Here is a 21,947-nt window from a genome sequence, read left to right as displayed (position 1 = left end):
GAAGTGCTGGAAGCACCCACCATCACGCAACCCGCACGTCGTGTCCCCCACCGGGTAACCCAGCGCACCCCGCTCCCACCCCGCCGCGGCCCACCGGTCGCGGATGGGGCCGCGGAGCACGTGCGGCGAGGTGCGGTACGAGGCGTAGATGGAGCCGCGCTCGTAGTGGGCGTAGGCGCCCACGCCGTCCGGCGTCTTCGTGGGCGAGGACGTCATCGCCCCGAGGGCGCTGCGGACTCCGGAGTCGGACTGGTAACGCTGCTGGATGAGCGGGACGACGGTCCCGAGCGTGGCGCTGACCCGGTCGCGGATCTCGCCCATCCGGGCGTAGCCGTACCGGCCCGGGCAGGCGGTGCTCTTGGTGTCGCGATGCCCGAAGATGGTCGGCAACCGGACCGCGGTGCCCGCCGAGAACTTGTCCGTACCGCCCGAGGTGAGCGTGGTGCTGCCCCGCGGATCCACGCCGTAGAGCGCGAACTTCCAGGCGATGATCGACGCGACCGCGTCGACCATCGGCTGCGGGGTGTCGACGACGTCGTAGTTGCCCATCATCGACACCCCGAAGGTCGAGGTGTTGAAGCCGCCGGCGTGCGCCCCGACGACCGTGCTGGCCAGGCCGCCGGATCGGCCCTCCCAGATCCGGCCGAACTTGTCGACGAGGACGTTGTAGCCGATGTCGCCCCAGCCCAGGGTCTGCGCGTGGTAGCTGTACGTCGAACGCAGGATCCCCGGCACCTGGTCGGCGGTGTAGTTGTTCGAACCGGCGGTGTGGTGCAGCGTCGCGGCCTTGATGGTGCTGGCGTACTGCGGGGTCCAGCCCATGATCCGCTCGTCGGCGCCCCACTGCGCGCGGGAGTAGACGTGCGGCATGGCCGTCGAGGCGTCCGCGGTGTCCTGGATGTCCGCCGGGCCGAGGGCGGCGTCCGCCGGGCTCGAGCCGGGGTCCACCAGGTTGAGGCGGACGTCGACGGGCTGGGCGCCGCTGCGGGTCACCACCTCGGCCTGGACGCCCGTGCTGGGCCCGGTCCACAACGGAGCCGTCCCGCCGCGGACCCCCTCGGCGGGCGCGCGCACGTCGGCGTCCTCGGTCTCCACCTCCGTCCACGCGCCCCACTCCCCGTTCTCCCCACGGGTGCGGACCTGGACGACGGTGTCGGTGACCGCGGGGTCGTAGGCCCACGTGACCCCGACGAGCGAGAAGTCGCGGGTGTCGCTGCGGCTGAGGGTCAGCACCGGGCTGCCCTCGGGCACCCCGGACACGGGGACGGTCGTCGCGGGACGCAGCTCCACCCCGGGGGCGGGGGTGGCGAAGGACCCCAGCGCGAGCTCGTGGGTGGAGGTCTCCACCGGCACCGGCTCGGGGCCGGACGAGCCGGAGACGGGCAGGACGATGATCACTCCGGTCAGCCCTGCGAAGACGGCCAGGCCTGCGAGGAGTCGGCGCACGAGGAGCAGTTCCTTTCGCGGTCGGCGGCACTTCCCCGCCCGGCGGGGAACGCGTCTCCCGTCTGCATCGTCAGGAACCGCCGCCCTCTTGAGTCGGCTGGAACATTCCACGGGAGGTGATCAGCACATCCGGTGACACGCCTGCTGGGGAACATGGGGCGACTGCGGCTCCTGGTCATGTTTGTGACGGACGGCCCCTTCCAGGGCGCGCGGGCATGGCAGTTGCTCCGTGTCGGAGGCCTTCTGGGGCCAGTTCTCGTGGCTACCCTTGCCAAGGTCGATGCACAGAGCGTCACAACTGCCCGAGCGGGCGGGCGGCTACCGCCGCCCCCGCCGGGCCGGGCGCCCGACACGCTGCGAGGACGACGTGAGCCGAGACGGCAACGAGCAGGGCCGCCCGGCCGGGCGGCCCCTGCCCCCGCGCCTGGACCCCCGCGCGGGCCGGCCGGCCCGCCGCCCCAGGCAGGACGCCGCCGGGCGCGCCGAGCACCCGGCGGAGGGCCGGTCCCCGGGTCGCCGCTCCCGTCGTGCGGCGGGTGCCGCCCGCGTCGTCGCCGGCGCCCTGTCGGTGCTGCTCCTGGCCGGCACGGGCTGGGGCTGGTACCTGGGCCGCGTCGCCGAGGCGACCGTCAACCGCACCGACGCCATCCCGACGGCCGGCAACGACGGCACCGGGAACGCGTCCGAGGCCATGAACCTGCTGCTGGTCGGCAACGACAGCCGCAGCGCGCTGACCGAGGAGCAGCTGGCCGAGCTCAACGCCGGCACCGACTCCGGCGTCAACACCGACACGATGATCCTGGTGCACGTGCCGGCCGACGGGTCGCGCGCGTCGTTCGTCTCGTTCCCGCGCGACTCGTACGTGGAGATCCCCGGCTACGGGAAGGACCGGCTCAACGCCGCCTACGCCTACGGCCGGATGAACGCCCCGGACGGCGCCTCGGAGGAGGAGAAGTCCGCGCAGGGGTCCCAGCTGCTGGTGCAGACCATCTCCCGGCTGACCGGGCTGCAGATCGACCACTACGCCGAGGTCGACCTGCTCGGCTTCTTCGAGCTCAGCGCCGTCGTCGGGGGCGTCGAGGTCAACCTGTGCGAGGCGGTCGACGACTCGTACTACTCCGGTGCCGTCTTCGAGGCCGGCCCGCAGACGATCAGCGGCGCCGACGCGCTGAAGTTCGTCCGGCAGCGGCACGGGCTCCCCCGCGGCGACTTCGACCGGATCGTCCGCCAGCAGGTCTTCATGGCCGGGGTGCTGCGCAAGATCCTCTCCGAGGACGTGCTGCTCGACCTCGGCAAGCAGCGCGCGCTGGTGCAGGCCGCTTCGCAGTCCCTGACCGTGGACAAGGACCTCGTCCTCCTGGACCTGGCCCAGCAGATGCAGTCGGTCACCGCCGGGGCCATCGAGTTCCAGACCGTGCCGAACGTCGGGACGGGTGAGGAGGACGGCAAGTCCATCGTCCGGCTGGAGGACGAGGACGCGCTGCACGCCTACTTCGCCGACCTCTCCGCCGAGCCGGAGCCCGAGGCCCCGGCCACCACCGAGGCGCCGCCGACCGTCGACCCCTCGACGGTGACGGTCGAGGTCTACAACGGCTCGGGCACCCCCGGGCTGGCGGCGAAGGCGGCGAGCGCGCTGACGGCCGCGGGTTTCCCCGTCGGCTCGACGGGCAACGCCGCATCGATGGACCACGATCGCACCGAGATCCGGTACGCCGCCGGGGACGAGGCGCTCGCGCGGACCGTCGCCACGGCCGTCCCCGGTGCGGTGCTGGAGGAGAGCGACGACCCCACCAGCGGCTCGGTGCAGCTCGTGCTGGGCAGCGACTTCAACGGCGTCGGGCAGGCCGTCACCCCCGCTCCCCCCGTGGCGCCGGCCGAGGCCGCGGACGCCCGCACCGCGGCCGACACGACCTGCATCAACTGAGCTGCACCGCCGCGCCCGCGGGGCCGGCGCCTGGAGGAAGCTGCATGACCGTGACCGGCCGGACCTCCGGGGCCGCTCCCCCGGCGGCGGCGCCGGCGGGCCTGCCGCTCGGGGCGCTCGGCGTCCTGGCGGCGCTGGGTGGTCTGGCCTGCATCCTCGTGGAGCTGGCCGGCGCCGTCGGCTGGATCCTGGCCGCGCTGACGCCGCTGGCGGTCGGCGCGCTCACCGCGGTGCACGCCGGGCTGGTGGCCCTGGCCCTGCCGCGGGCCGGTGCGGCAACGCGCCTGGTCGTGGCCGCGGTGCTGGGGTTGGCCACCGCCGGGGTAGCGGTGTGGCTCTCCGGCGTCGCCGGCTGGTTCGCGCTGCGGTGGCTGGTGGTCGCGGCCCCGGTCCTGGCCTGGCTGTCACCGTCGGCCCGCTCCGCCTGGCGCTCCGGCGAGCAGGGTGCCGGCGCCCTCGAGCGGCTGCGCCGGTACGGGCCGTTGCTGTGGGGGCTGGCGGGCACCTGGTTCCTCGCCTCGCGGGTGCTCGCCACCGCCTTCGAGCCGCTGACCGGGCCGGCGGCGTGGCAGTCCTTCTACGTCGACATCCCCTGGCACATCGCGCTGACCGCCGAGGGCCTGGACCGGGCCCCGGCGGTGTACCCCTGGATCCCGGACGTCCCGATCGGGTACTCGTGGCTCTTCTTCGGCAGCCTGGCGCTCCTGGGCAACCTCACCGGCGCCACCGCCGCGCACCTGGTGCTGGCCGTCGGCCCCACCGTGCTCGCGGTGCTGGTGCCGGCGGCACTCGCGGTCTGCACGTGGGTGGTGAGCCGCTCCCGGGTGGCCGTCGTCGTCGCCCCGCTGCTGTTCTCGCTGACCCGCGCGCCGGTGTTCGGCCACGTCGAAGGTGTCCAGCTCACCTCGCAGTGGGTGCTCATCAACCGGGACTCCACCAACGCGATGGTGCTGGCGATCGCGACCCTCCTGGTGCTGCAGCTCCGGGCGGCGACCGAGGACCCCGATCGGGCCCGCCGGGCGCGGTGGGCGTCCCTGCTGGTGCTCTTCGTCATCGCGTTCGCCGTGGCCGGCTCCCGCGGCGGCTCGGTCCTGCCGGTGCTCGGGGCCGCCGGGTTGTCCTGGCTGTTCGCGCTCCGGCACCGCGAGCGCCGGCCGGTCGCGACCTGGTCGCTCGCCCTCGTGGTGCTCGCGGTGCCGGCGGCGACGTTCGCGGTCACCCGCTCGTCAGGCAGCTTCCGCCTCGATCCGCTGAGCTTCCTGCCCGCGCAGGTCATCGGCAGCGAGGAGCTTCCGCTGGGCTCGCTGGCCTCCCTCGCCGGGATGCTGGCGATGACCGCCGCGGTCGCGCTCGTGGCCCGCCACCTGCCGTACGCCCGGCCCGCCGTGCCGGTGCTGGCCGGCGCCGCGCTCGCCGGGGTGCTGGGTGTCGCGCTGTTCGGCCACCCCTCCTTCTCGCAGCTGTACTTCTTCCACGCCACGTGGCCGCTGCTCGTCGTGGGCCTGGCCGTGCTCGTGGCGCTCGCCGTCGTCCGCCTGGGCCCGCTGGCCCTGCTCGCGCTGGGCGCGGCGGTCGTCGCCGTCCAGGTCGTCCTGCAACCGCCGGCGCTGCTGCCGCCGACGCCCTGGACCGTCCGGGTCGTCCTCGCCGGGCTCGTGGCCGGCGTTGTGGTCGGCGCGGTGGCGGTCGTGCTGGCGCGGCGGCACGGCGCGTGGGCCACCGGCACCCTGCTGGTGCCCGCCGCCGTCGTCGCGCTGCAGCCGTGGGCGCTGCCCGAGATCGTGCACGGGGCTGTCGTCGCGGAACCCGCGGAGACCACCGCGACGGTGAGCGACGGGCAGCTCGACCTGCTCGACGAGCTCCGCACGCGCTCCGACGCCGACGACCTCGTCGCCACGAACAAGCACTGCCTCGACGGGAGCCTGACCACCGGCCGCTGCGACGCCCGCTGGTTCACGGTCGCGGCGTTCGCCGAGCGGCGGGTGCTCGTGGAGGGGTGGTCCTACGACTACACGTGGGAGTCCTCGGGGACCGACAACCACGAGCCGTACTGGGACCAGGAGCTGCTGCGGGCCAACGACGGCTTCATCGCCGACCCGTCACCGGCGACCTGCCGGACCCTGGGCGAGGCCGGCGTGGACTGGCTCTACGTCGACCACCGGGAACCCTGGAGCCCGCGGCTGGCCGAGTACGCGGTGCTGGTCGACGAGACCGGGGACGCAGGCCTGTACCGGTTCACCGGCGACTGCGGCTGACCGCCCCGCCTCGTGGCGGCGGAGGGATCGGGCACGCGGCGAGGTGCGCCGACGCCCACGTCGAGCCTGGCGCCTTCGGAAGTCGGCCCCAACGCACACCGTCGGTCGGCGAGGGCAGCCCGGGCGCGCTCCGGCGGCCCGGGAGGTCAGGGCTGGGCGTCCGCGCGGCGCGACCGGCCCAGGAGGACGGCCACCGTGAGCAGCACCGCGGCGCCGGCCACGGTGAACGGCAGCAGCCGCGCCCCGATCGGCTCGAACGACACCTCGAGCTCGGCCGAGGACACCCCGGCCGGGAGCTCGATCCGGAGGACCGAGTCCGCGAAGGCCGACACCGGCACGGGCCGGCCGTCCAGCGTCGCGTGGAAGCCGTTCCAGTAGGGGGTGCGGAAGACCAGTTCACCGCCCTCGTCCCCGGTCGAGACGGTGTAGCGCTCGACCGGCTCGCCGAGGCGGGCCACGCCGTCGTTGGCCGCGGCATCGGTCACGACGACGTCGTCACCCGAGATCTGGCTGATCCGCCCCGGCAGCGGCTCATGGCGCACGTACTCGCGCCAGCCGTCGCGCCCACCGACGAAGTCCCAGTTCTGACGGAAGTACAGCGCGATCTCCTGCGGCACCTGGCCGGTGCGCCCGAGCAGCACCCGGTTGCCGGACAGCAGGTCCACCCAGGGCACCTCGGCGCCCTCCGGGACGGCCATCAGCCCGGGCTGGTCGAAGCGCAGCCCGCTCTGGTAGTCCAGCTTGACGTGCTCCTGCACGCCACGCTGCCAGACGGCCAGCGACCCGTAGCCGGCGCGCAGGTCCGCGGGCAGGTTGGCGTTGCCGCCGAGCACGCCGCTGTCCCAGCCCCGGTCGTCCCGGCCACCCAGCACGCCGAAGGACCAGGCGCTCACGGAGGTGTCCGTGGCCCAGGCGTTGTCGCGGAACTCGCCGACGGTCGTGCCGACGTCGTATCCGGTCGTGTTGGGCCGGTAGACCGGCACGTCGGCCGCACCCGGGGTGAACGCCATGTGGCGCTCCTGGATGGCGGCGCTCATCCCGAGCTGGACGAGCAGCGGGGCAGCGCAGGCGAGGACCGTGGCCGTCGCCGCCAGCGCCCGGATCCGGCACTGCAGCGCCGGGTGGACGACCCACCCGCGCCGGGCGGCGGTGTCGGCTGCCGCCCGCGGCCGCACCAGCAGGACCACGGCGACGAGCGCGCCGACGGCCAGCGCCGCGGCCAGCGCGTGCCACTTCCACAGCAGCGGGGCGCGCATCATCGCCACCAGGAACTGCAGGCCGAGCAGGCCCGCCGCCAGCGCGACCCGTCGCCGGTCCACCCGCATCGCGGCGGTGAAGGCCAGCACGGCGAGGAGCGCGAAGGACACCTGGACCACGGCCAGCAGCCGCCAGGGCATGCGGAACCCGAGCATGAAGGTGGGCAGCTGGATCAGGAGCATGGAAGCGATCCAGAGGGCGCCCGCCGTCGGGACGCCCCGCCCCCGCACCGCCCGGCGCCAGTCGACCATGGCCAGCAACGGCAGGGCGATGACCGCCGTGCTGAGCGTCGGCACGCTGCCGCCGCCGAGCGTGGTCGTGCCACCCACGAGGACGTCGAGCATGTTGACCCCGCCGCCGGCGGAACCGATCACGTCGCCGGCGTGGGGACGCCACATCCACCGGGCGACGTCGAGCGCGTTGACCAGCGTGGGCACGCTCAGCGCGGCGCCGGCGCCGAGCGCCGCGATCGTCGCGGCGGTCCAGCGGTCCCGGAGCACGGCGCGCCCGCCGTCCCGCCACCGCTCGTAGCCGTGGAGCCCGACCACGACCGGGACGAGCGGGAGGATGTAGGGGTTGCCCGAGCAGACGACGGCCGCGGTGGCGAGCCCGACGCCGACGAGGCCGTACCAGCGCCGGGAGCACAGCGCGGCCCACAGCCACACGAGGGCGGCGACGCTCCACATGAGGGGCGACCACGCACTGCCCCACCACAGCAGGAAGCCGCTCGTCGCCGCGCCCAGCGCGGCGGCGACCGCGAGGGCCGGTCGAACTCGGTGCGCCAGCAGCACGGCCACGGCGGAGCTGCCGAGCACGAGCACCGCCAGCCAGGCGTGGACGGTGGCGACGAGCTGCAGGTCCTGCTGCGTGCCGGCCCAGAGCAGGAAGGGCCAGCGGACGACGTCGAGCACGCCGTACTGCATGTCCGCCGTCAGGTTGCCGGCCATCCCCTGGTCGGGGTCGAGCAGGGGCAGCGAGCCCTCGGCCATCCGCCGGCCCAGCCACCACGACATGGGGGCGAACTGGATCTGCGCGTCGTCGATCCAGAAGAAGCGCGGCACGGCGGCCCGCAGCACGGCCAGCAGGGCCACCTGGACGCCGAGGTAGGTCCCGAACGCCCACAGCGCCGGCCGGCGCGCCCACGGCCGCCGGGCCGGGCGGCGGGTGCCGACCGGTCGCGGTGCCGGCCGGCCGTCACCACCGCGCGGGTGCGGGACGCGGCTCCCCACGCGGGGCGCCGGGTGCACCGTGGCAGCCGCGTCCGTGGCGGGATCGGTGGTCAGGCTCATCAAGCACTCCGCATCGGCGCAACGGGGCCCCGTGCCCCCCGGAAGCGCAGGCCGTGCGGCCGCGCACCTACGGGCGCGCCGGTGTCACCTCGCACGCCCGGGACGACGGTAGCGACATGTCGTCACGGATCGCATTCGGACAGGCACGCGAGGTACGCGTGTGACGAGCGAGGTGCTGCGGGTCGCACGGATCACAGCGGCGCCGTCGCGCCGCCGGTGCCGCGGTCGGTCGCGGGCCGCGCCGGGTCAGACGGGGGCGCCGGTCGCCTCGAAGGCCGCCAGCTCCTCCGGCGTCCCGAAGCAGTAGAAGTCCCCGCGCACCAGGCCGACCCGGCGGCCGGCGTCGATGAGCTCGTTGAAGACGAGCGAGACGTAGTACTCCGGCATGGCCGCCCCGATCTGGCGCTCCATCAGCCGGTCGGCGGCCTCCAGGAAGACCCGCGCCGAGGTGAAGGAGTAGACGCCCATGAGCGCGTCGGAGGAGATCGCCTGCTTCTCCGCCGTGCGCACCACGGTGCCGTCCTCGCCGACCTCGGCGAAGCTGTAGCGCGGCTCGGTGGAGTGGAAGGACAGCAGCAGCCCGTCGACGTCCCGGCTCTCGACCGCCGCCCGGAGCACGCGGAAGTACTCGGGGCTGTCGAAGGCGATGTCGCAGTCCATGATCACCAGCGGCTGCTCCGGGTCGAGGTGGTCGCGGGCCTCCAGGCAGGTCTCCACCGCACCCCGGGTGTCGTGGTCGAGCAGCACGATGCCGGCCGAGGGCTCGACCCCGCGCACCCGCGCGGCGAGGTCGAACTCGCGGTCGTTGTCCTCGCGGACCACGACGGTGACGGTCTTGTCACCCGGCCACGGGTCGAACGACCGCAGCGCCCGCTGGAACATCGGGGTGCCCCCGACCTCGATCAGCGGCTTGGGCGTGGTGATCCCGACCTTGCGGAACCGGGTGCCCAGCCCGCCCATCGGCATCAGCACCTGCAGGGTCGCCATCACTGCACCTCGTCCCACTCGTAGTCGCGGTCCGCGGCCGGGGCGGAGGTCTGCCGGCCGAGCCGCCACAGCGCCAGGTTGCGCAGCGCCGTCCGGAAGATGTTCCAGTTCCGCGCGTTGGACACCTGGTCCTCCTCGCGCCAGGTGATCGGCACGAAGGCGAACCGGACCTTCCGCCGCACCAGGTCGAGGATCAGCTCGTAGTTGAACGTCAGGTGGTTGGCGAAGCGCATGTACGTGCCCGGGTCCAGGTCGCGCAGCGCGAAGAGGTTGAGCCCGGACCCGAGGTCCTGCAGCGGCCGCAGCGCGACCACGCTGTAGACGGTGTTGAGGACGCGGTTGCCCCACACGCGCTTGGCGTCGTAGCCGTGCAGCCGCGAGCGCCGGCTGAACCGCGACCCGAGCACCGTCTGGGTCTCCGGGTGCGCCTGCGCGTGGTCGAGGAGGAGCCCGACCTCGTCGCTCCTGGCCTGGTTGTCGCCGTGGAGGATGACGACGTGGGTGTGACCGGCGGCCCGCGCGTGCTCGAACGCCACCTTGTGCGTACCGCCCAGGCTGTTGTTCTGCCGGTTGCGGAACACCCGCAGGTTGGGCAGCCGGCCGGTGCGCTTGTAGGCCACGGCGCGCTCGAGGGTGTCGTCGGTGCTGCGGTTGTCGATCACCCAGATCTCGGCCACCCGGCCGGCGACCTCGTCGGTGATCTCGTCCAGCACCCGGCCGATCTGGGGCGCGCAGTTGTAGGCCGGGATGGCGATGACCGCGTTCACCGGGTGAGAACCTCCTCGTTGCCCGGCTGCCTGCCGAGCTCGTCGTCGTCCTGCGCGCGCACCGGGAGGTCGTACTGCTCCACGAAGCGGTTGAGGGCCTGGATGCACACCGCGTAGTACTTCAGCACCGTGCCCGGGTTGATGGCCACCCGGTGGGTCAGCATGCGGCCGTAGAACAGGCCGACGTGGAACAGCACCGCCCGCTGCTCGGCCGGCGCCAGCCGCCGGGGCATGACCTCTGTCGCCACGAAGTCGGCGAGCTCGGCGTACCGGGCCGACCGCGCGTCCCGGTAGGTGATCTCGGGGACGCCCGCGTCCGTCGCGGAGAGCACCACCGGGTCCTCGTCGTCGTTGAGGAACTCGTAGCCGTACAGCAGCGACTGCATGTGCCGGGCGAAGTCGATGATCGGCCCACGGATCTGGTTGTCGTCGGACGGGTCGATGACCAGCACGTCGCGGGTCGGGAGGTCCACGAGGATGTTGTCCACGGTCAGGTCGCCGTGGATGTGCGACGACGAGCGGAAGGTGGCCAGGTCCTCCCACGCCGCCGGGCTGCCCTGGATGCGGGCGAGGACGCGGTCGAAGTTGTCCAGCTCGGTGCCGTTGACGAGGATCCGGTCGCCCTTGAGCGCCTGCGCCAGCGCGGGGTGCGACTCCGCGGCGGCCCGCACCCGCAGCACGAACCGCTCGGTGACGTAGTCGTCGCGCAGCTCCGGCCGCTGCTCCAGCTCGCCCAGCCGGTAGACCCGCGAGTACATGTAGTCCCAGACCTCCGCCAGCTTGGCGCGGCCCTCCGCGAGCGGGTGCTCGTGCACGTACTCGAACAGCGGCACGCTGCTCGGCCGGTACTCCAGGTCGATGGAGTAGTGGTCCGGGGCGTGCTCCTCGCGCAGCACGGTGACGAGCTGGTGGTGGTCGGCCCGCTCGGCCAGCCAGTCGTGCTGGTTCTTCAGCCGGTGCGCGTACTCGGTCGGCACCATCTTCTTCACGAACAGCTCCCCCGAGCCATTCGTGGCCAGCAGGGTCACCGCGTTCGAGCCGCCCTTGAAGAAGCGCACCAGGCTGACGTTGCCGTTGACCTCCAGCCGGTGCATGACCGTGCTCAGGTGCTGGCGCTGGAAGTAGGCGTCCAGGAAGTGGGTCATGGAGCCCGAGATGTCCTGGTCGCGGCCCAGCTTGTTGACGTAGCGGTCCCCCGGGGTGGGCGCGACGCCGGCCAGCGGGTCGCTGGTGCGCTTGGCCCAGTTCACGAACAGCGCGACGACCGCCACGAGGAGCACGGGCACGTTGACCACGACCCACGCCGCGGCGGCGAACAGCAGCACCGTCGCCCCGCCGAGGCCGGTGCTGCCCTCGACGAAGGCCCGGATGCCGTCGACGAACGACCCCGGGGCGCCGTTGCCGATGCTGGGGCTGACCACGCCGGCCGGCGCCGCGGTCGCGAGGACGCCGTCGCGGCCGGACAGCACGGGGAACACGACCGCGACGACCAGCGCGGCCGCGGCGACGTAGCAGGCCCAGGAGGCGAGCGTCAGCACGCCGTAGCGGGCGAGCTGGCGGCGCTGCCGGAGGAAGCGCTGGAAGCCGAAGATGACCGACCACAGCTTGAACCGGGCCCGGTTCTCCAGGTCGCTGTTGAGCCAGGCGGTCATCCGCCAGGCCAGCCGCATGAGGGTGGCGTTCTCCCGGACCAGCGCGGCGAACGAGCCGATCAGCACCAGGGAGACGACCAGCGCCACGACGGCGGCGGCGGGCACGATGCCGGTGACGGGGCCGCCGACGACGGCGAGCAGGACCAGGAAGGCCACCGACACGAGCACGACGTCGATCAGCCGCTCGAGGACGACGGCCAGCAGCGTGTACAGGAAGCTGATCCGCAGCGTCTTGGCGATCAGCCAGGACCGGACGATCTCGCCGACCCGCAGCGGCCACACCACGTTGAACAGGTAGCCGATGGAGAGGTGCCGGAACTGGCCGGCCAGGCTGCCGCGGCGCACGTTGTCGATCGGCACCTTGGTGCGCGCGGCGCGGAGCACGTGCCCGCCCAGCTGGACGAGGCCGGCGACGCCCAGCAGCGCCCAGCCGCCACCGGACAGGCCCGAGGACAGCCGGGACCACAGGTCCTCGAGCGTGGGCCAGGTGAGCAGGAGGAAGCCGGCGAGGGACAGCAGCGCGACGACGATGAGCGCCAGCCGGCCGCGCGAGTAGCGGGGAGGAGTCATCAGAAGTGCGGCACCTCGAGCACCATCAGACCTGCCGCGAGAGCTGCCTGCCGCCCCGTCTCGGAGTCCTCGAAGGCCAGGCTCGCCGCGGCGTCGGCGCCCAGCAGCTCCAGCGCGCGCAGGTAGCCCTCCGGGTCGGGCTTGCTGCGGGTGACCTCGTCGCCCCAGACGACGACGTCGAACAGCTCGACCAGCCCGTGGGTCGCCAGGATCTGCCGGCCGTTGCCGGACTTGGCGGTGCTGACCAGGGCCGTCCGGTGGGTGGGCGCGACGAGCCGGAGGAAGGAGATCAGCGCGGCGTTGGCCGACGTCCGGTGCAGCTGCTCGGCGTAGAGCCGGCTCTTGGCCGTCCGGATGGTGTCCACGCCCGAGGGGTCGATGCCCGGCAGCAGGTCGGGGATGAAGTCGCGGGAATCACGGCCCCACGTCGTGGCGAACTGCTCGGAGGTCAGCTCGTGCCCCGACTCGGCGAACGCGTCCCGGTAGGCCAGGTAATTGGCTTCCCGCGTGTCGACCAGCGTGCCGTCGAGGTCGAAGAGCAGGGCCTGCACCGACCCACCTGGTGCCATCGAGAACTGCTCCCCCACTGCGTCGGTGCCCCCGTACCCCTCGGCCGGGATGGTGCGCTGCCGGTCCATTCAGGCTCCCGCGCCGTCCCGCGCCGGGGCGGGCCCCGGTGCGACGTCCGCGGACCGCCCGGCGCGGCCGAACAGCAGCTTGCTGGCCGCGAAGTTCGCCGCGAACGACGGTGGCAGCGACACCAACTTACAGACGAACGGTGCCCAGCCGGTCTGCGCGTGGAGGACGTCGATGAGGACCGAGAAGATCGCGATCGACGTGACGTACCAGGCGACGAAGAGCAGGAAGGACGTGCGCGTCCGCCCCCCGGCGAAGGCGTACTTGGTCACGAACAGGTAGACGACGACGACCGCGCAGCCGGCGCTGATGACGTTGGCCAGCCACGGCGGCGCTCCGAGGCGCACCGCGAGGTAGAACAGCCCGAGGTCGACCGCCAGCCCCAGCCCCGAGCCCATGAGGAAGTGCCCGAGCTGGCGCAGCAGCAGGCGCAGGCGGGGGCTCACCGGTCCACCGCCCCGGCGCCCGCGGGCACCTCGGCGTCCCGGCGGCCGGCGAGCACCGCCCACGCCCAGCCCGCCAGGACCAGCACCAGGCCGGCAGCGGTGGCCGGGAGCAGCAAGCGCTCACCGATCGGCGTGTAGGAGATCGCCAGCGTCCCCGAGGTGACCCCGGCGGGCAGCTCCACGCGCAGGACGGCGTCCTCCACGGTGCCCACCTCCACCGGCTCGCCGTCGAGCGTCGCCTCCAGCCCGGGCCAGTACGGGATGCGGAAGGCCAGCCACCCGCCGTCGTCCCCGGTGGAGACCGTGTAGGTCCCCAGGGGTTCGCCGCTGTGGGCCAGCCGCTCGACGTCGGCCTCGGCCACCTCCACGCCGGAGGCGGCCGTGACGCGGCCGGGCAGGTCGTCCTCCCGGCGGTACTCGACGTACTCGTCGCGCTGCTCCCCGACGGTCCACGCGCGGGCGAAGTAGTCCTGGAGCGGCTCGGGGGCGTCCCGGTCGAGCAGGACGGTGTCCTCGCTCATGAGCTCGAGCCAGGAGGTCCCGGTGTCCCCCGCGGGGCTCAGCAGCTCGGCCGGGTCCTCGCAGGTGGCCCCCTCGTAGGTGCGGCACCAGCGCTCGTTCAGGGCGGCGTGCCAGACCGCGTAGGAGCCGGTACCGGTCAGGAAGTCCGCCACGAGGTTGCCGTTGCTGCGCAGCACCCCGTCCGACCAGCCCATGTCGCCCTCGAAGCCGTAGGTGATCACGGTCGCGGAGCCGTCGGTCCCCAGGGACCGCTCCTCGTACGCCGCGACGGTCGTGCCCAGGTCGCGCCCGGGTGGCAGCGAGCGGAAGGGGACGCCGGCCTCCGCGGTGACCCCGTCGAGCGCGTTCCGCCGCTCCTGCAGGGAGACCATCATCTGCTCCCCCAGGAACACCGTGCCCCAGCTGATCGCGACCACCACCGCGCTCGCGGCCCACGTGCGGCGGCGATCGGCGCGGGCGGGCCCGCGCAGGGCCACGACCAGCGCGGCCACCGCGACGGCGGTCAGCACCCCCGCGAGGACGTGCCACCTCAGGAACACCGGCGCCCGGAAGGTGGCCAGCAGCGTCTGCGCGAGCACCAGCGCCCCCGCCGCGACGAGCCGGCCCCGGGTGAACCGCGGCGCCGCCCGCAGCCCGATCAGGACCAGCAGCGGCAGCACGACCTGCACGACGACCAGGTACCGGAAGGGGTAGCGGAACATCGCCACCACGGTGGGCAGCTGGGTGAAGACGACCGCGAGCAGGTAGACCACGCCCGCCGTGACCACGCCCGGTGACCGGATCGCCCGGCGCCACTCCACGAAGGCGACCGCGGCGACGGCGACGACCAGCGTGTACATGGCCGGCACGAGCGGCACCGTGCCGCCGAAGGAGTTGGTCTGGCCCAGCAGGGTCGGCCCGCCCAGCAGCACGTCGGCCAGGTTGGTCACGCCGAAGGCGGCGTTCCCGATCACCGGGTCCGGGTCGAGCCGGGACATGTAGGAGGACAGCTCCACCGTCGTCAGCAGGGTGGGCAGCGCGATGAGCAGCCCGCCGAACGCCGCGGCGATGCGGGCGACCCCGAGGGGCCGGAGGAGGACCCGCCACGTGCCGCCGTCGCGGATCTGCTCGAACGCCTGCCCGCCGACGAGCGCGAGCGCGAAGAAGAGGACGTAGGGGTTGCCGGAGGCCAGCAGCGCCCAGGTGCTCAGGCCGAGCACCAGGGGCCCGACCCGGCGCGGCACCGCGAGGCCCCACCAGAACCAGGGCAGCCAGGCGACGCTCCACATGAGCGGCCACCAGGAGCCGCCGTACCAGAGGAAGAAGCCGCTGGAGGCCACGCCCAGCGCCCCGGCCACGGCGAGCCAGCCGGGCACGCCGTAGGAGCGGAGCACGGTGAGGACACCGGAGCCGAGCAGGATGACGCACAGGGCGGCGAAGCCCCAGGAGAGCACGAGGAAGTCGTCGGTGAGGCGGGAGAGCGCCATCAGGCCCCAGTGCAGCGGGTCGAGGGCGCCGTACTGCATGTCCGCCGCGAGGTTGCCCGCCATCCCGAGCTCGGGGGCCATGAGCGGGGGCCGGCCGCCCTCGAGGTGCTGCCCCATCCACCACAGCATCGGGCCGAACTGGCCCTGGGAGTCGTCGAGCCAGAAGAACCGGGGAGCCAGCCGGGCGAGCACGAGGAGCTGGAGGAGCTGGAGCAGCAGGTAGGCCGCGTACGCGCCGAGCGCCCCACCGGGCCGCGAGCGACGGGCCGCCTCCGGCGCCGATGCCCCCGAGGCCGGCTGCACCGGGGGGCGGGCCGGCCGGCCCAGCTGCTGGGTGTGTGCGGTCACGTCCCGACCTTCTTCTCCGACGCGGAGCGCCGGGTGCGACGACTCCGGCAGCGCGTCCGCGGGTCTGCCCGCCCGCACGGCTGCCCGTACCGAGACCCGACTGTAACTGCGCGACGCCGTCGGACTGCGAGGCGAGCAGCCCAGGTGCAACCCTCTCCCCGTGCACCACACGACTCCCTCGGCCCCCGCCGACCTGCTCGCGGCGGCGCTGCGCGCGGCGCCGGCGGCACCGCTGCTGACCCACTACGACGACGCCACCGGCGAGCGGATCGAGCTGTCCGCCACCACGCTGGCCAACTGGGTGGCCAAGACCGCCAACCTCCTCCAGGACGAGTTCGACGTCGGCCCGGGCAGCACCGTGGCGGTCGCGCTGCCGGTGCACTGGCAGACCGCGGCGGTGCTGCTCGCGGTCTGGAGCTGCGGGGCCACGGTGCTCGACACCGCCACCGAGGACGACGACCGGGTCGCCGAGGCCGACGTCGTGCTCGCCGCCCAGGACCGGCTCGGACCGCTGGAGGACGCCGGGGTGCCCGAGCTGGTGGGCCTGTCGCTGCACCCCCTCGGTGCGGGCATGACCGGCTACGCCGGCCCGGCGCGCGACTTCGCGCTCGAGGTCCGGGTGCAGGGCGACGTCTTCACCCCCTACCAGCGCCCCGACCCGGCGGCGCCGGGGCTGCGGCTCGGTGGGCTGACGCTCGCCCTCGGCGAGCTGACCGCCGCCGCGGCGGAGCTCGCCGGCCGACTGGGCATCGCGGCCGGCGACCGGGTCCTGCTCGACGAGGCGACCGCGACCGAGGCGGGCCCGGTCGCGTGGCTGCTGGCGCCGCTGGCCGCCGGGGCCTCGCTGGTGCTGTGCCGCAACCCCGACCCGGCGCTCCTCGGCCGGCGGGCGGAGACCGAGCGGGTCACGGCCACCCTCGGCGGGGACGTCCCGGGCGTGCGGCGGCTCGGCCGCCCGGCCTGACCCCGGTCCGCCGGCAGGTGCACGCGTGACCTTCTCCGTCCTCGCCCGGGACCCGCGCACCGGGGACCTCGGGATCGCGGTCGCCTCCTGCATCCTCGCCGTCGGCCGGGTGGTGCCCGCCGCGCGCCCGGGGGTCGGGGTCGTGGCCGTCCAGGCGCGCAGCCCGCGCGGGCTGCGCGGCGTCCTCCTCGAGGGGCTGGCTGCCGGCACCGCACCCGCGGACCTCGTCCGGCGCGCCGCGCACGCCGCAGAGGACGCCGACCGGCAGATCGCCGTCCTCGACGTCGCCGGCGGGGTGGCCGCCGACACCGCTCCCGGGTCGTTCCCCGTGAGCGGCCACCGGGTCGGCCCGGGGTTCAGCGTGCAGGGCAACATGCTCGCCTCCGACGCGGTCCTGCCGGCGATGGCCGAGGGGTTCGCCGGCAGCGACGGGGCGCTCGCCGACCGCCTGCTCGCCGCACTGGCCGCGGGTGAGGCCGCCGGCGGCGACCTCCGGGGCCGGCAGTCGGCGGCGCTGCTCGTGGTCGGCGGCACGCCCGTGAGCCCCGAGGACGACGGGGTGCGCACGGACCTGCGGGTGGACGACTCGGGTGACCCGGTCGCCCAGCTCCGGGTGCTGCGCAACCTGCAGCGGGCCTACGACGAGCGGGACTACGAGACCCTCGCCGTCTTCGCACCCGAAGGCGCCCGCGACCTCTACGCTGCACTGGCCGCCTCGCAGCGGGGCGACCGCGCGGGCCTGCGCCGGGCGCTGACGGCCATGCGGGAGCGGCCGGGGTGGGCGGCCTGGCTGGCGGGGATGGCCGGCGACCCCCGGGTCGCCGCGCTCTCCCGGGTGCTCGCCGGCCCGTTCCCGGAGGGGGACCACCGCGGCCGGCAGGCGGGGGTGCGGGCGGACGACGTGGCGGGCGAGCACGGAGGGGACGGCGGCTGATGGTGGAACTGGTGCCCGTGGGCCCGGAGGACCGCGACCGGTTGCGGGAGTGGCGCAACGACCCCGAGGTCGCCCGGTTCATGTACACGACCCACGAGATCGGCGCCGAGGAGCACGCCCGCTGGTTCGCGGGGCTGCTCGCCGACGACCGGCGGCGCGCCTGGGTCGTCCGCATGGACGACCTCCCCGTCGGGGCGGCGTTCGTCACCGACATCGACCGCGAGAACCGGCGGGCGACCTGGGCCTTCTACCTCGCCGACCCGCGCACCCGCGGCCGCGGGGTCGGCAGTGCGGTGGAGTTCCTCGTGCTCGAGCACGCCTTCGGCGAGCTGGGGCTGCACAAGCTGTGCTGCGAGGTCCTGTCGTTCAACGAGGCCGTCGTCGCGATGCACACCAAGTTCGGGTTCCGCCCGCAGGGGGTCCTGCAGGACCACTACCGCCGCGACGGCGAGTGGGTGCACGTCCACCAGTTGGCGATGTGGGCCGGCGACTGGGCCGAGCGGCGGGCCGGCTTCGAGGAGAAGCTGCGCGCCCGCGGCCTGCTCGCCTGAGGTGACGGCCGCCCCGCTCCGGTCCGGCCGGCGCGTGCGGGTGCTCTGCGAGGCGTCGTCGACGACGGGCCTCGGGCACTTCGTCCGCTCGGTCGCGCTGGCCCGCGCCCTGACCGCGCGCGGCGCGGAGGTGGAGGTGCTGCTGCGCCCCGACGCGCTCCCCCGCGCCCGGGAGGCGGTCGCCGCGGCCGGGCTCGACCTCGGGACCGGGGACTGGAATGCCGTCGCGCTGCCGTCCGACCGGCCGGTCGACGTCGTGGTGGACAGCTACCGCGTCACCGGCGCGTGGCTGGCGGCGCTGCACGGGGCGCTGCGCGCGGCCGGCGGACGCCTCACGGTGGTCGACGACCTCGCCGACCGCGCGTTCACCGCCGACGTCGTCGTCAACCAGAACCTGGGGGCCGAACGGCTGCCCTACCCCGGCGCCGGCACCGTGCTCGCCGGGCCGGTGCACGCGCTGCTGCGCCCGGAGTTCCCGGCGACACGCGCCGCGGCGCTGGCCTCGGCGCACCGGCTGCCCGACGTCCCCCGCTCGGTCCTGGTCCTCTTCGGCGGCACCGACCCGTCGGGCATGACCGGCCCGGCGGCGCACGCCGCGCTCGCCGCCTTCCCCGGCGCCACGGTGCGGGTGATCCACCCCGCCGAGACCGCGCCCGACCCGGAGCTCGCCGCCCACCCGCGGGTGGAACTGCTGGGCCCCCGGCCGGAGGTGCACCGGGACATGCTGGGCGCGGACCTGGTGGTCACCGCCGGCGGAACCACGCTGTGGGAGCTCTGCTGCCTGGCGCGGCCGGCCGCGGTGGTCGCGGTGGCCGGCAACCAGACGGCGGTCTACGACGGCATGGGCGCCGGGGGGTACGTGCTCCCGCTGAGCCGCGCGCCCGAGCGCTCGGTCCCCCGCCTGGCGGCTCGGCTCGCCGAGCTCACCGGGCCGGGGCGGCTCCGGGAGGTCGCGCTCGCCGCCGCCACCGTCACCGACGGCAGCGGGACCACCCGCGTGGCCGAGGTCCTGCTGGCCTGAGCACGCCCGGCGCGGCCGGTAGCGGTCACCGTGCGTGCGCGTCCGACGGCGCTGTCGCACGACCCGCGGCGGAACAAGGTGGCGCCCCGCCGGATCTGGCAAGTGCTGCCGGATCGATACCACGCAGTTCAGCGATCAAGCGATTTCCTGGCCATGGCAGTCCCGTTCGTGTCGGCGGAATCTCACAGCTCCACCCCGACACAGGAGAACCGACATGAAGAAGATCGCCCGACCGCTCGTGCTCGCCCCGCTGGCGTTCCTGGGTGTGCTCACCTTGACCGCTCCGGCCTCCGCCGCCACCCCGTACTGCGGCCTCACGTGGGGGTCGACCGCCGAGGCCGGACCCACCGCGCACGCGACCGGCGCGGAGCTCGAGGCCGTCCGGACCGGCCGGCACGCGTGCTTCGACCGGATCGTGCTGTCGCTGCGCAACGGCTCGTCCGACCTGGCCTACACCGTGGGGTACGGCCCCGTGCGCGGCGTCGCCTCCGGCGACCCGGTGCCGGTCGCCGGTGGTGCGTCGCTGCGGATCAGCGTCCTGGCGGACGGGACGGACCTCCCCCTGGGCGACCCGCGGCAGCTGGCCGCGGTCGACGGTTACCGCACCTTCCGCCAGGTCGTGTGGGCCGGGTCCCAGGAAGGCGAGACGGTGATCGGCCTGGGCACACGGGCCAGGCTGCCGTTCCGCACCTTCCTGCTCGCCGGGCCCACCCGGCTGGAGACCCGGCTGGTGGTCGACGTCGCGCACGCCTGGTGACGTCCGCACCCCGCTCCCGTCCGGCCGGCCGGTCCCGCTGCGGGGCCGGCCGGTCTCAGCGGCGCTGGAGGCGCTCGGCGAGACGCACGAGGTCCTCCGTCGTCGCGCCCCTCATCGCCCTCGCCGTCACCGGCGCCCCCATCCGCGCGAACCCGCTCGGCGCACCCCGGTTGCGCAGCCCGTCGAGGTGCCGCCGGGCACCGACTCAGGTGCAGGTGGTCTCCATCTGGAACGGCCCGTCGGCACTGCACATCACCAGGCGCTCGCCCGTGACGAGCTCGACGACCTCGCAGGTGTAGCGCAGCGTCCGCCCCAGGAAGCGGGCCACGAACTCCACCCTCGAACCGACCGCGTCCGGGGGCGGGGTCCGCCAGCCGACCGACACGACGTCGGCGTACCACTGCGGCGCATTGCCCGGGTCCCCGGCGTAGGACGCGACGACCTCGCGGGGGTGCGGGATCACGGCCTCCACGGCGACGTCGACGTCCATGCCCCGAGCATGCGCCCCGCGGCGCGGGCCGGCGAACGTCGATCAGCAGCGGAACGCTGCGGCCGGGACGGAGCCTCCCGCTGGACCGGTCACGCTCCACCTCCTGGACCTCGCCTCGAGGTCCCCGGGGGCACCGATCAGCTGCACCACCACGAGCCCCCGCCACTCCGTCGCGGCGGCGCGGACCCGGTCGGCAGCTGCACCACGGCATACCCCCGGGGGAATGCACGCCGTGGTGCTACCGTTGGCCTGGCATACCCCCCCGGGTATATCGACCCAGACCCCCAGGAGTTGACGTGATCCCCGAGATCGACCAGAACGCCTTCGCCGCCCGGCTCGCCGAGGGCGACGCCCTCGTCATCGACGTGCGCGAGGCGCGCGAGTACCGCCCCGGCCACGTCCCCGGCGCGCAGAACCTGCCACTGAGCGTGCTCCCGGCCCGCCTCCCCGAGCTGCCGCAGGACCGACCGGTCTACGTCATCTGCCAGGCCGGCGGGCGCAGCGCCCAGGCCACCGCGCTGATGCGCGCGGTCGGCATCGACGCCACCAGCGTCACCGGCGGCACCGGCGCCTGGATCGAGTCCGGCCGCCCGGTCGCCACCGCCGCCTGACCTGGATCACGCCACCACGGTCCCGAGAGGAATCCCGATGACGATCACCGTCCTCCCCCTGGACACCCCCGGCCTGGGCGACCGCACCTACATCGCCCACGACGGCGAGGTCGCGCTCGTGGTCGACCCGCAGCGCGACTACGACCGCGTGCTCGGCATCGCCGAGGCCGCCGGCGTCCGGATCACCCACGTCTTCGAGTCCCACATCCACAACGACTACGTGACCGGCGGGCTGGAACTGGCCCGCCAGGTCGGCGCCCGGTACCTGCTGAACGCCGACGACCCGGTCTTCTTCGAGCGCACCGGGGTCTCCGACGGCGACGTCGTCGAGGTCGGGGCCCGCATGCGCGTGCGGGTTCTGCTCACCCCCGGGCACACGCACACCCACCTGTCCTTCGCACTGGAGGCCGACGGCGAGTCCGTGGCGGTCTTCACCGGCGGCTCGCTGCTGTACGGCTCCACCGGCCGGCCCGACCTCCTCGGCCCCGACCACACCGACACCCTCGCCCACGCGCAGTGGCACTCCGCCCAGCGCCTGGCCGCCGAGCTCCCCGACGAGACCGCCGTCTACCCGACGCACGGCTTCGGCAGCTTCTGCTCGGCCACCCAGTCCGGCGGCACCGCCAGCACGATCGGGCAGGAGAAGCTGGCCAACCCCGCGCTCACGACGGACGAGGCCCGCTACGTCGACGACCTCCTCGCCGGGCTGGACGCGTACCCGGCCTACTACGCGCACATGGGCCCGGCCAACTCCGCCGGCCCCGGCGAGGCCGACCTCTCCCTGCCCACCGAGGCGGAACCGGCCGAGCTGCGCCGGCGCATCGAGGCCGGTGAGTGGGTCGTCGACCTGCGCAACCGCACGGCCTTCGCCGCCGGGCACGTCGGCGGCACGGTCAACTTCGGCCTGGACGGGCAGTTCGTCACCTATCTCGCCTGGCTGATGCCCTGGGGCACCCCGGTGACCCTGCTCGGCGAGACCGCCGAGGACGTGGCGGAGGCCCAGCGGGAGCTGGTCCGGGTCGGCATCGACCGGCCGGCCGCGATGGCCACCGGC

General features: G+C 74.4%; 18 protein-coding genes. 9 read left to right on the top strand and 9 right to left on the bottom strand.

Annotated elements, in window-relative coordinates; genetic code table 11:
- Positions 1 to 1,446, bottom strand: a 1,446-nt coding sequence (locus E9565_RS17145; RefSeq protein WP_236836031.1) for an N-acetylmuramoyl-L-alanine amidase, incomplete at its 3' end; no start/stop codon positions are given.
- A gap of 367 nt (positions 1,447 to 1,813) precedes the next feature.
- Here E9565_RS17145 and E9565_RS17140 point away from each other — a divergent pair.
- Together E9565_RS17140 and E9565_RS17135 are read left to right on the top strand one after the other, a co-directional pair.
- Positions 1,814 to 3,370 carry an LCP family protein gene (locus E9565_RS17140; protein WP_236836029.1) on the top strand — a complete coding sequence of 519 codons (1,557 nt, stop codon included), beginning with the start codon at positions 1,814 to 1,816 and terminating at the stop codon, positions 3,368 to 3,370.
- 44 nt (positions 3,371 to 3,414) lie between these two features.
- Positions 3,415 to 5,625, top strand: a complete 2,211-nt coding sequence (locus E9565_RS17135) for a hypothetical protein (protein ID WP_236836027.1) — start codon at positions 3,415 to 3,417, stop codon at positions 5,623 to 5,625.
- 146 nt (positions 5,626 to 5,771) lie between these two features.
- Here E9565_RS17135 and E9565_RS17130 read toward each other — a convergent pair whose 3' ends face one another.
- From E9565_RS17130 to E9565_RS17100, 7 genes are all read right to left on the bottom strand, one after another.
- Positions 5,772 to 8,171 (bottom strand): hypothetical protein, encoded by a 2,400-nt coding sequence (locus tag E9565_RS17130; protein WP_236836024.1) that lies wholly within the window; start codon positions 8,169 to 8,171, stop codon positions 5,772 to 5,774.
- A 246-nt stretch (positions 8,172 to 8,417) separates the two neighbouring features.
- On the bottom strand, positions 8,418 to 9,158 hold the full coding sequence (locus E9565_RS17125; RefSeq protein ID WP_236836022.1) for a glycosyltransferase family 2 protein: 741 nt from the start codon (positions 9,156 to 9,158) through the stop codon (positions 8,418 to 8,420).
- Positions 9,158 to 9,925, bottom strand: a complete 768-nt coding sequence (locus E9565_RS17120) for a glycosyltransferase family 2 protein (protein ID WP_236828140.1) — start codon at positions 9,923 to 9,925, stop codon at positions 9,158 to 9,160. Before E9565_RS17120 ends, E9565_RS17125 begins: the two co-directional genes overlap by 1 nt.
- Entirely contained in the window at positions 9,922 to 12,147 is a 2,226-nt protein-coding gene (locus E9565_RS17115) for a lysylphosphatidylglycerol synthase domain-containing protein (protein WP_236828141.1), read from the bottom strand. The genes E9565_RS17120 and E9565_RS17115 overlap by 4 nt, the downstream gene beginning before the upstream one ends.
- Entirely contained in the window at positions 12,147 to 12,785 is a 639-nt protein-coding gene (locus E9565_RS17110) for an HAD family phosphatase (RefSeq protein WP_236828142.1), read from the bottom strand. Before E9565_RS17110 ends, E9565_RS17115 begins: the two co-directional genes overlap by 1 nt.
- Positions 12,786 to 13,229, bottom strand: a complete 444-nt coding sequence (locus E9565_RS17105) for a GtrA family protein (RefSeq protein WP_236828143.1) — start codon at positions 13,227 to 13,229, stop codon at positions 12,786 to 12,788.
- Positions 13,226 to 15,565: a hypothetical protein gene (locus E9565_RS17100; protein WP_236836020.1), complete on the bottom strand. Its 2,340-nt coding sequence runs from the start codon at positions 15,563 to 15,565 to the stop codon at positions 13,226 to 13,228. The genes E9565_RS17105 and E9565_RS17100 overlap by 4 nt, the downstream gene beginning before the upstream one ends.
- A 160-nt stretch (positions 15,566 to 15,725) precedes the next feature.
- Between E9565_RS17100 and E9565_RS17095 the strand changes: the two genes are divergently transcribed.
- From E9565_RS17095 to E9565_RS17075, 5 genes are all read left to right on the top strand, one after another.
- Positions 15,726 to 16,529, top strand: a complete 804-nt coding sequence (locus E9565_RS17095) for a TIGR03089 family protein (protein WP_236828145.1) — start codon at positions 15,726 to 15,728, stop codon at positions 16,527 to 16,529.
- Positions 16,530 to 16,554: 25 nt separating this feature from the next.
- Entirely contained in the window at positions 16,555 to 17,463 is a 909-nt protein-coding gene (locus tag E9565_RS17090; protein WP_236828146.1) for a DUF1028 domain-containing protein, read from the top strand.
- An 11-nt stretch (positions 17,464 to 17,474) separates the two neighbouring features.
- A complete protein-coding gene (gene pseH / locus E9565_RS17085; protein WP_236828147.1) occupies positions 17,475 to 18,014 on the top strand; it encodes a UDP-4-amino-4,6-dideoxy-N-acetyl-beta-L-altrosamine N-acetyltransferase in 540 nt (179 codons plus the stop codon).
- Position 18,015: 1 nt separating this feature from the next.
- Positions 18,016 to 19,035, top strand: a complete 1,020-nt coding sequence (locus E9565_RS17080; protein WP_236836018.1) for a PseG/SpsG family protein — start codon at positions 18,016 to 18,018, stop codon at positions 19,033 to 19,035.
- A 214-nt stretch (positions 19,036 to 19,249) separates the two neighbouring features.
- Entirely contained in the window at positions 19,250 to 19,792 is a 543-nt protein-coding gene (locus tag E9565_RS17075) for a hypothetical protein (RefSeq protein ID WP_236836016.1), read from the top strand.
- Positions 19,793 to 19,997: 205 nt separating this feature from the next.
- Here the strand turns inward: E9565_RS17075 and E9565_RS17070 are convergent, their stop codons facing one another.
- On the bottom strand, positions 19,998 to 20,282 hold the full coding sequence (locus E9565_RS17070) for an SRPBCC family protein (protein WP_236836014.1): 285 nt from the start codon (positions 20,280 to 20,282) through the stop codon (positions 19,998 to 20,000).
- A 296-nt stretch (positions 20,283 to 20,578) separates the two neighbouring features.
- Between E9565_RS17070 and E9565_RS17065 the strand changes: the two genes are divergently transcribed.
- Positions 20,579 to 20,893 carry a rhodanese-like domain-containing protein gene (locus tag E9565_RS17065; protein ID WP_236836013.1) on the top strand — a complete coding sequence of 105 codons (315 nt, stop codon included), beginning with the start codon at positions 20,579 to 20,581 and terminating at the stop codon, positions 20,891 to 20,893.
- 37 nt (positions 20,894 to 20,930) lie between these two features.
- On the top strand, positions 20,931 to 21,947 hold a 1,017-nt coding region (locus E9565_RS17060; RefSeq protein WP_236836011.1), incomplete at its 3' end, for an MBL fold metallo-hydrolase.

The organism is Blastococcus sp. KM273129 (genome assembly GCF_021698995.1).
In the GTDB taxonomy this organism is placed as follows: Bacteria; Actinomycetota; Actinomycetes; order Mycobacteriales; family Geodermatophilaceae; genus Blastococcus.
The sequence above is the reverse complement of the archived record's forward strand: the minus strand, read 5'-3'. Positions and strand labels throughout refer to the sequence as shown.

What these genes read in the sequence shown, in the direction of transcription:
- E9565_RS17135 (WP_236836027.1), top strand. Translation starts at nt 3,415, where the DNA reads ATGACCGTGACCGGCCGGACCTCCGGGGCCGCTCCCCCGGCGGCGGCG.
- E9565_RS17130 (WP_236836024.1), bottom strand. Translation starts at nt 8,171, where the DNA reads ATGAGCCTGACCACCGATCCCGCCACGGACGCGGCTGCCACGGTGCAC.
- E9565_RS17125 (WP_236836022.1), bottom strand. Translation starts at nt 9,158, where the DNA reads ATGGCGACCCTGCAGGTGCTGATGCCGATGGGCGGGCTGGGCACCCGG.
- E9565_RS17115 (WP_236828141.1), bottom strand. Translation starts at nt 12,147, where the DNA reads ATGACTCCTCCCCGCTACTCGCGCGGCCGGCTGGCGCTCATCGTCGTC.
- E9565_RS17110 (WP_236828142.1), bottom strand. Translation starts at nt 12,785, where the DNA reads ATGGACCGGCAGCGCACCATCCCGGCCGAGGGGTACGGGGGCACCGAC.
- E9565_RS17075 (WP_236836016.1), top strand. Translation starts at nt 19,250, where the DNA reads ATGAAGAAGATCGCCCGACCGCTCGTGCTCGCCCCGCTGGCGTTCCTG.
- E9565_RS17070 (WP_236836014.1), bottom strand. Translation starts at nt 20,282, where the DNA reads ATGGACGTCGACGTCGCCGTGGAGGCCGTGATCCCGCACCCCCGCGAG.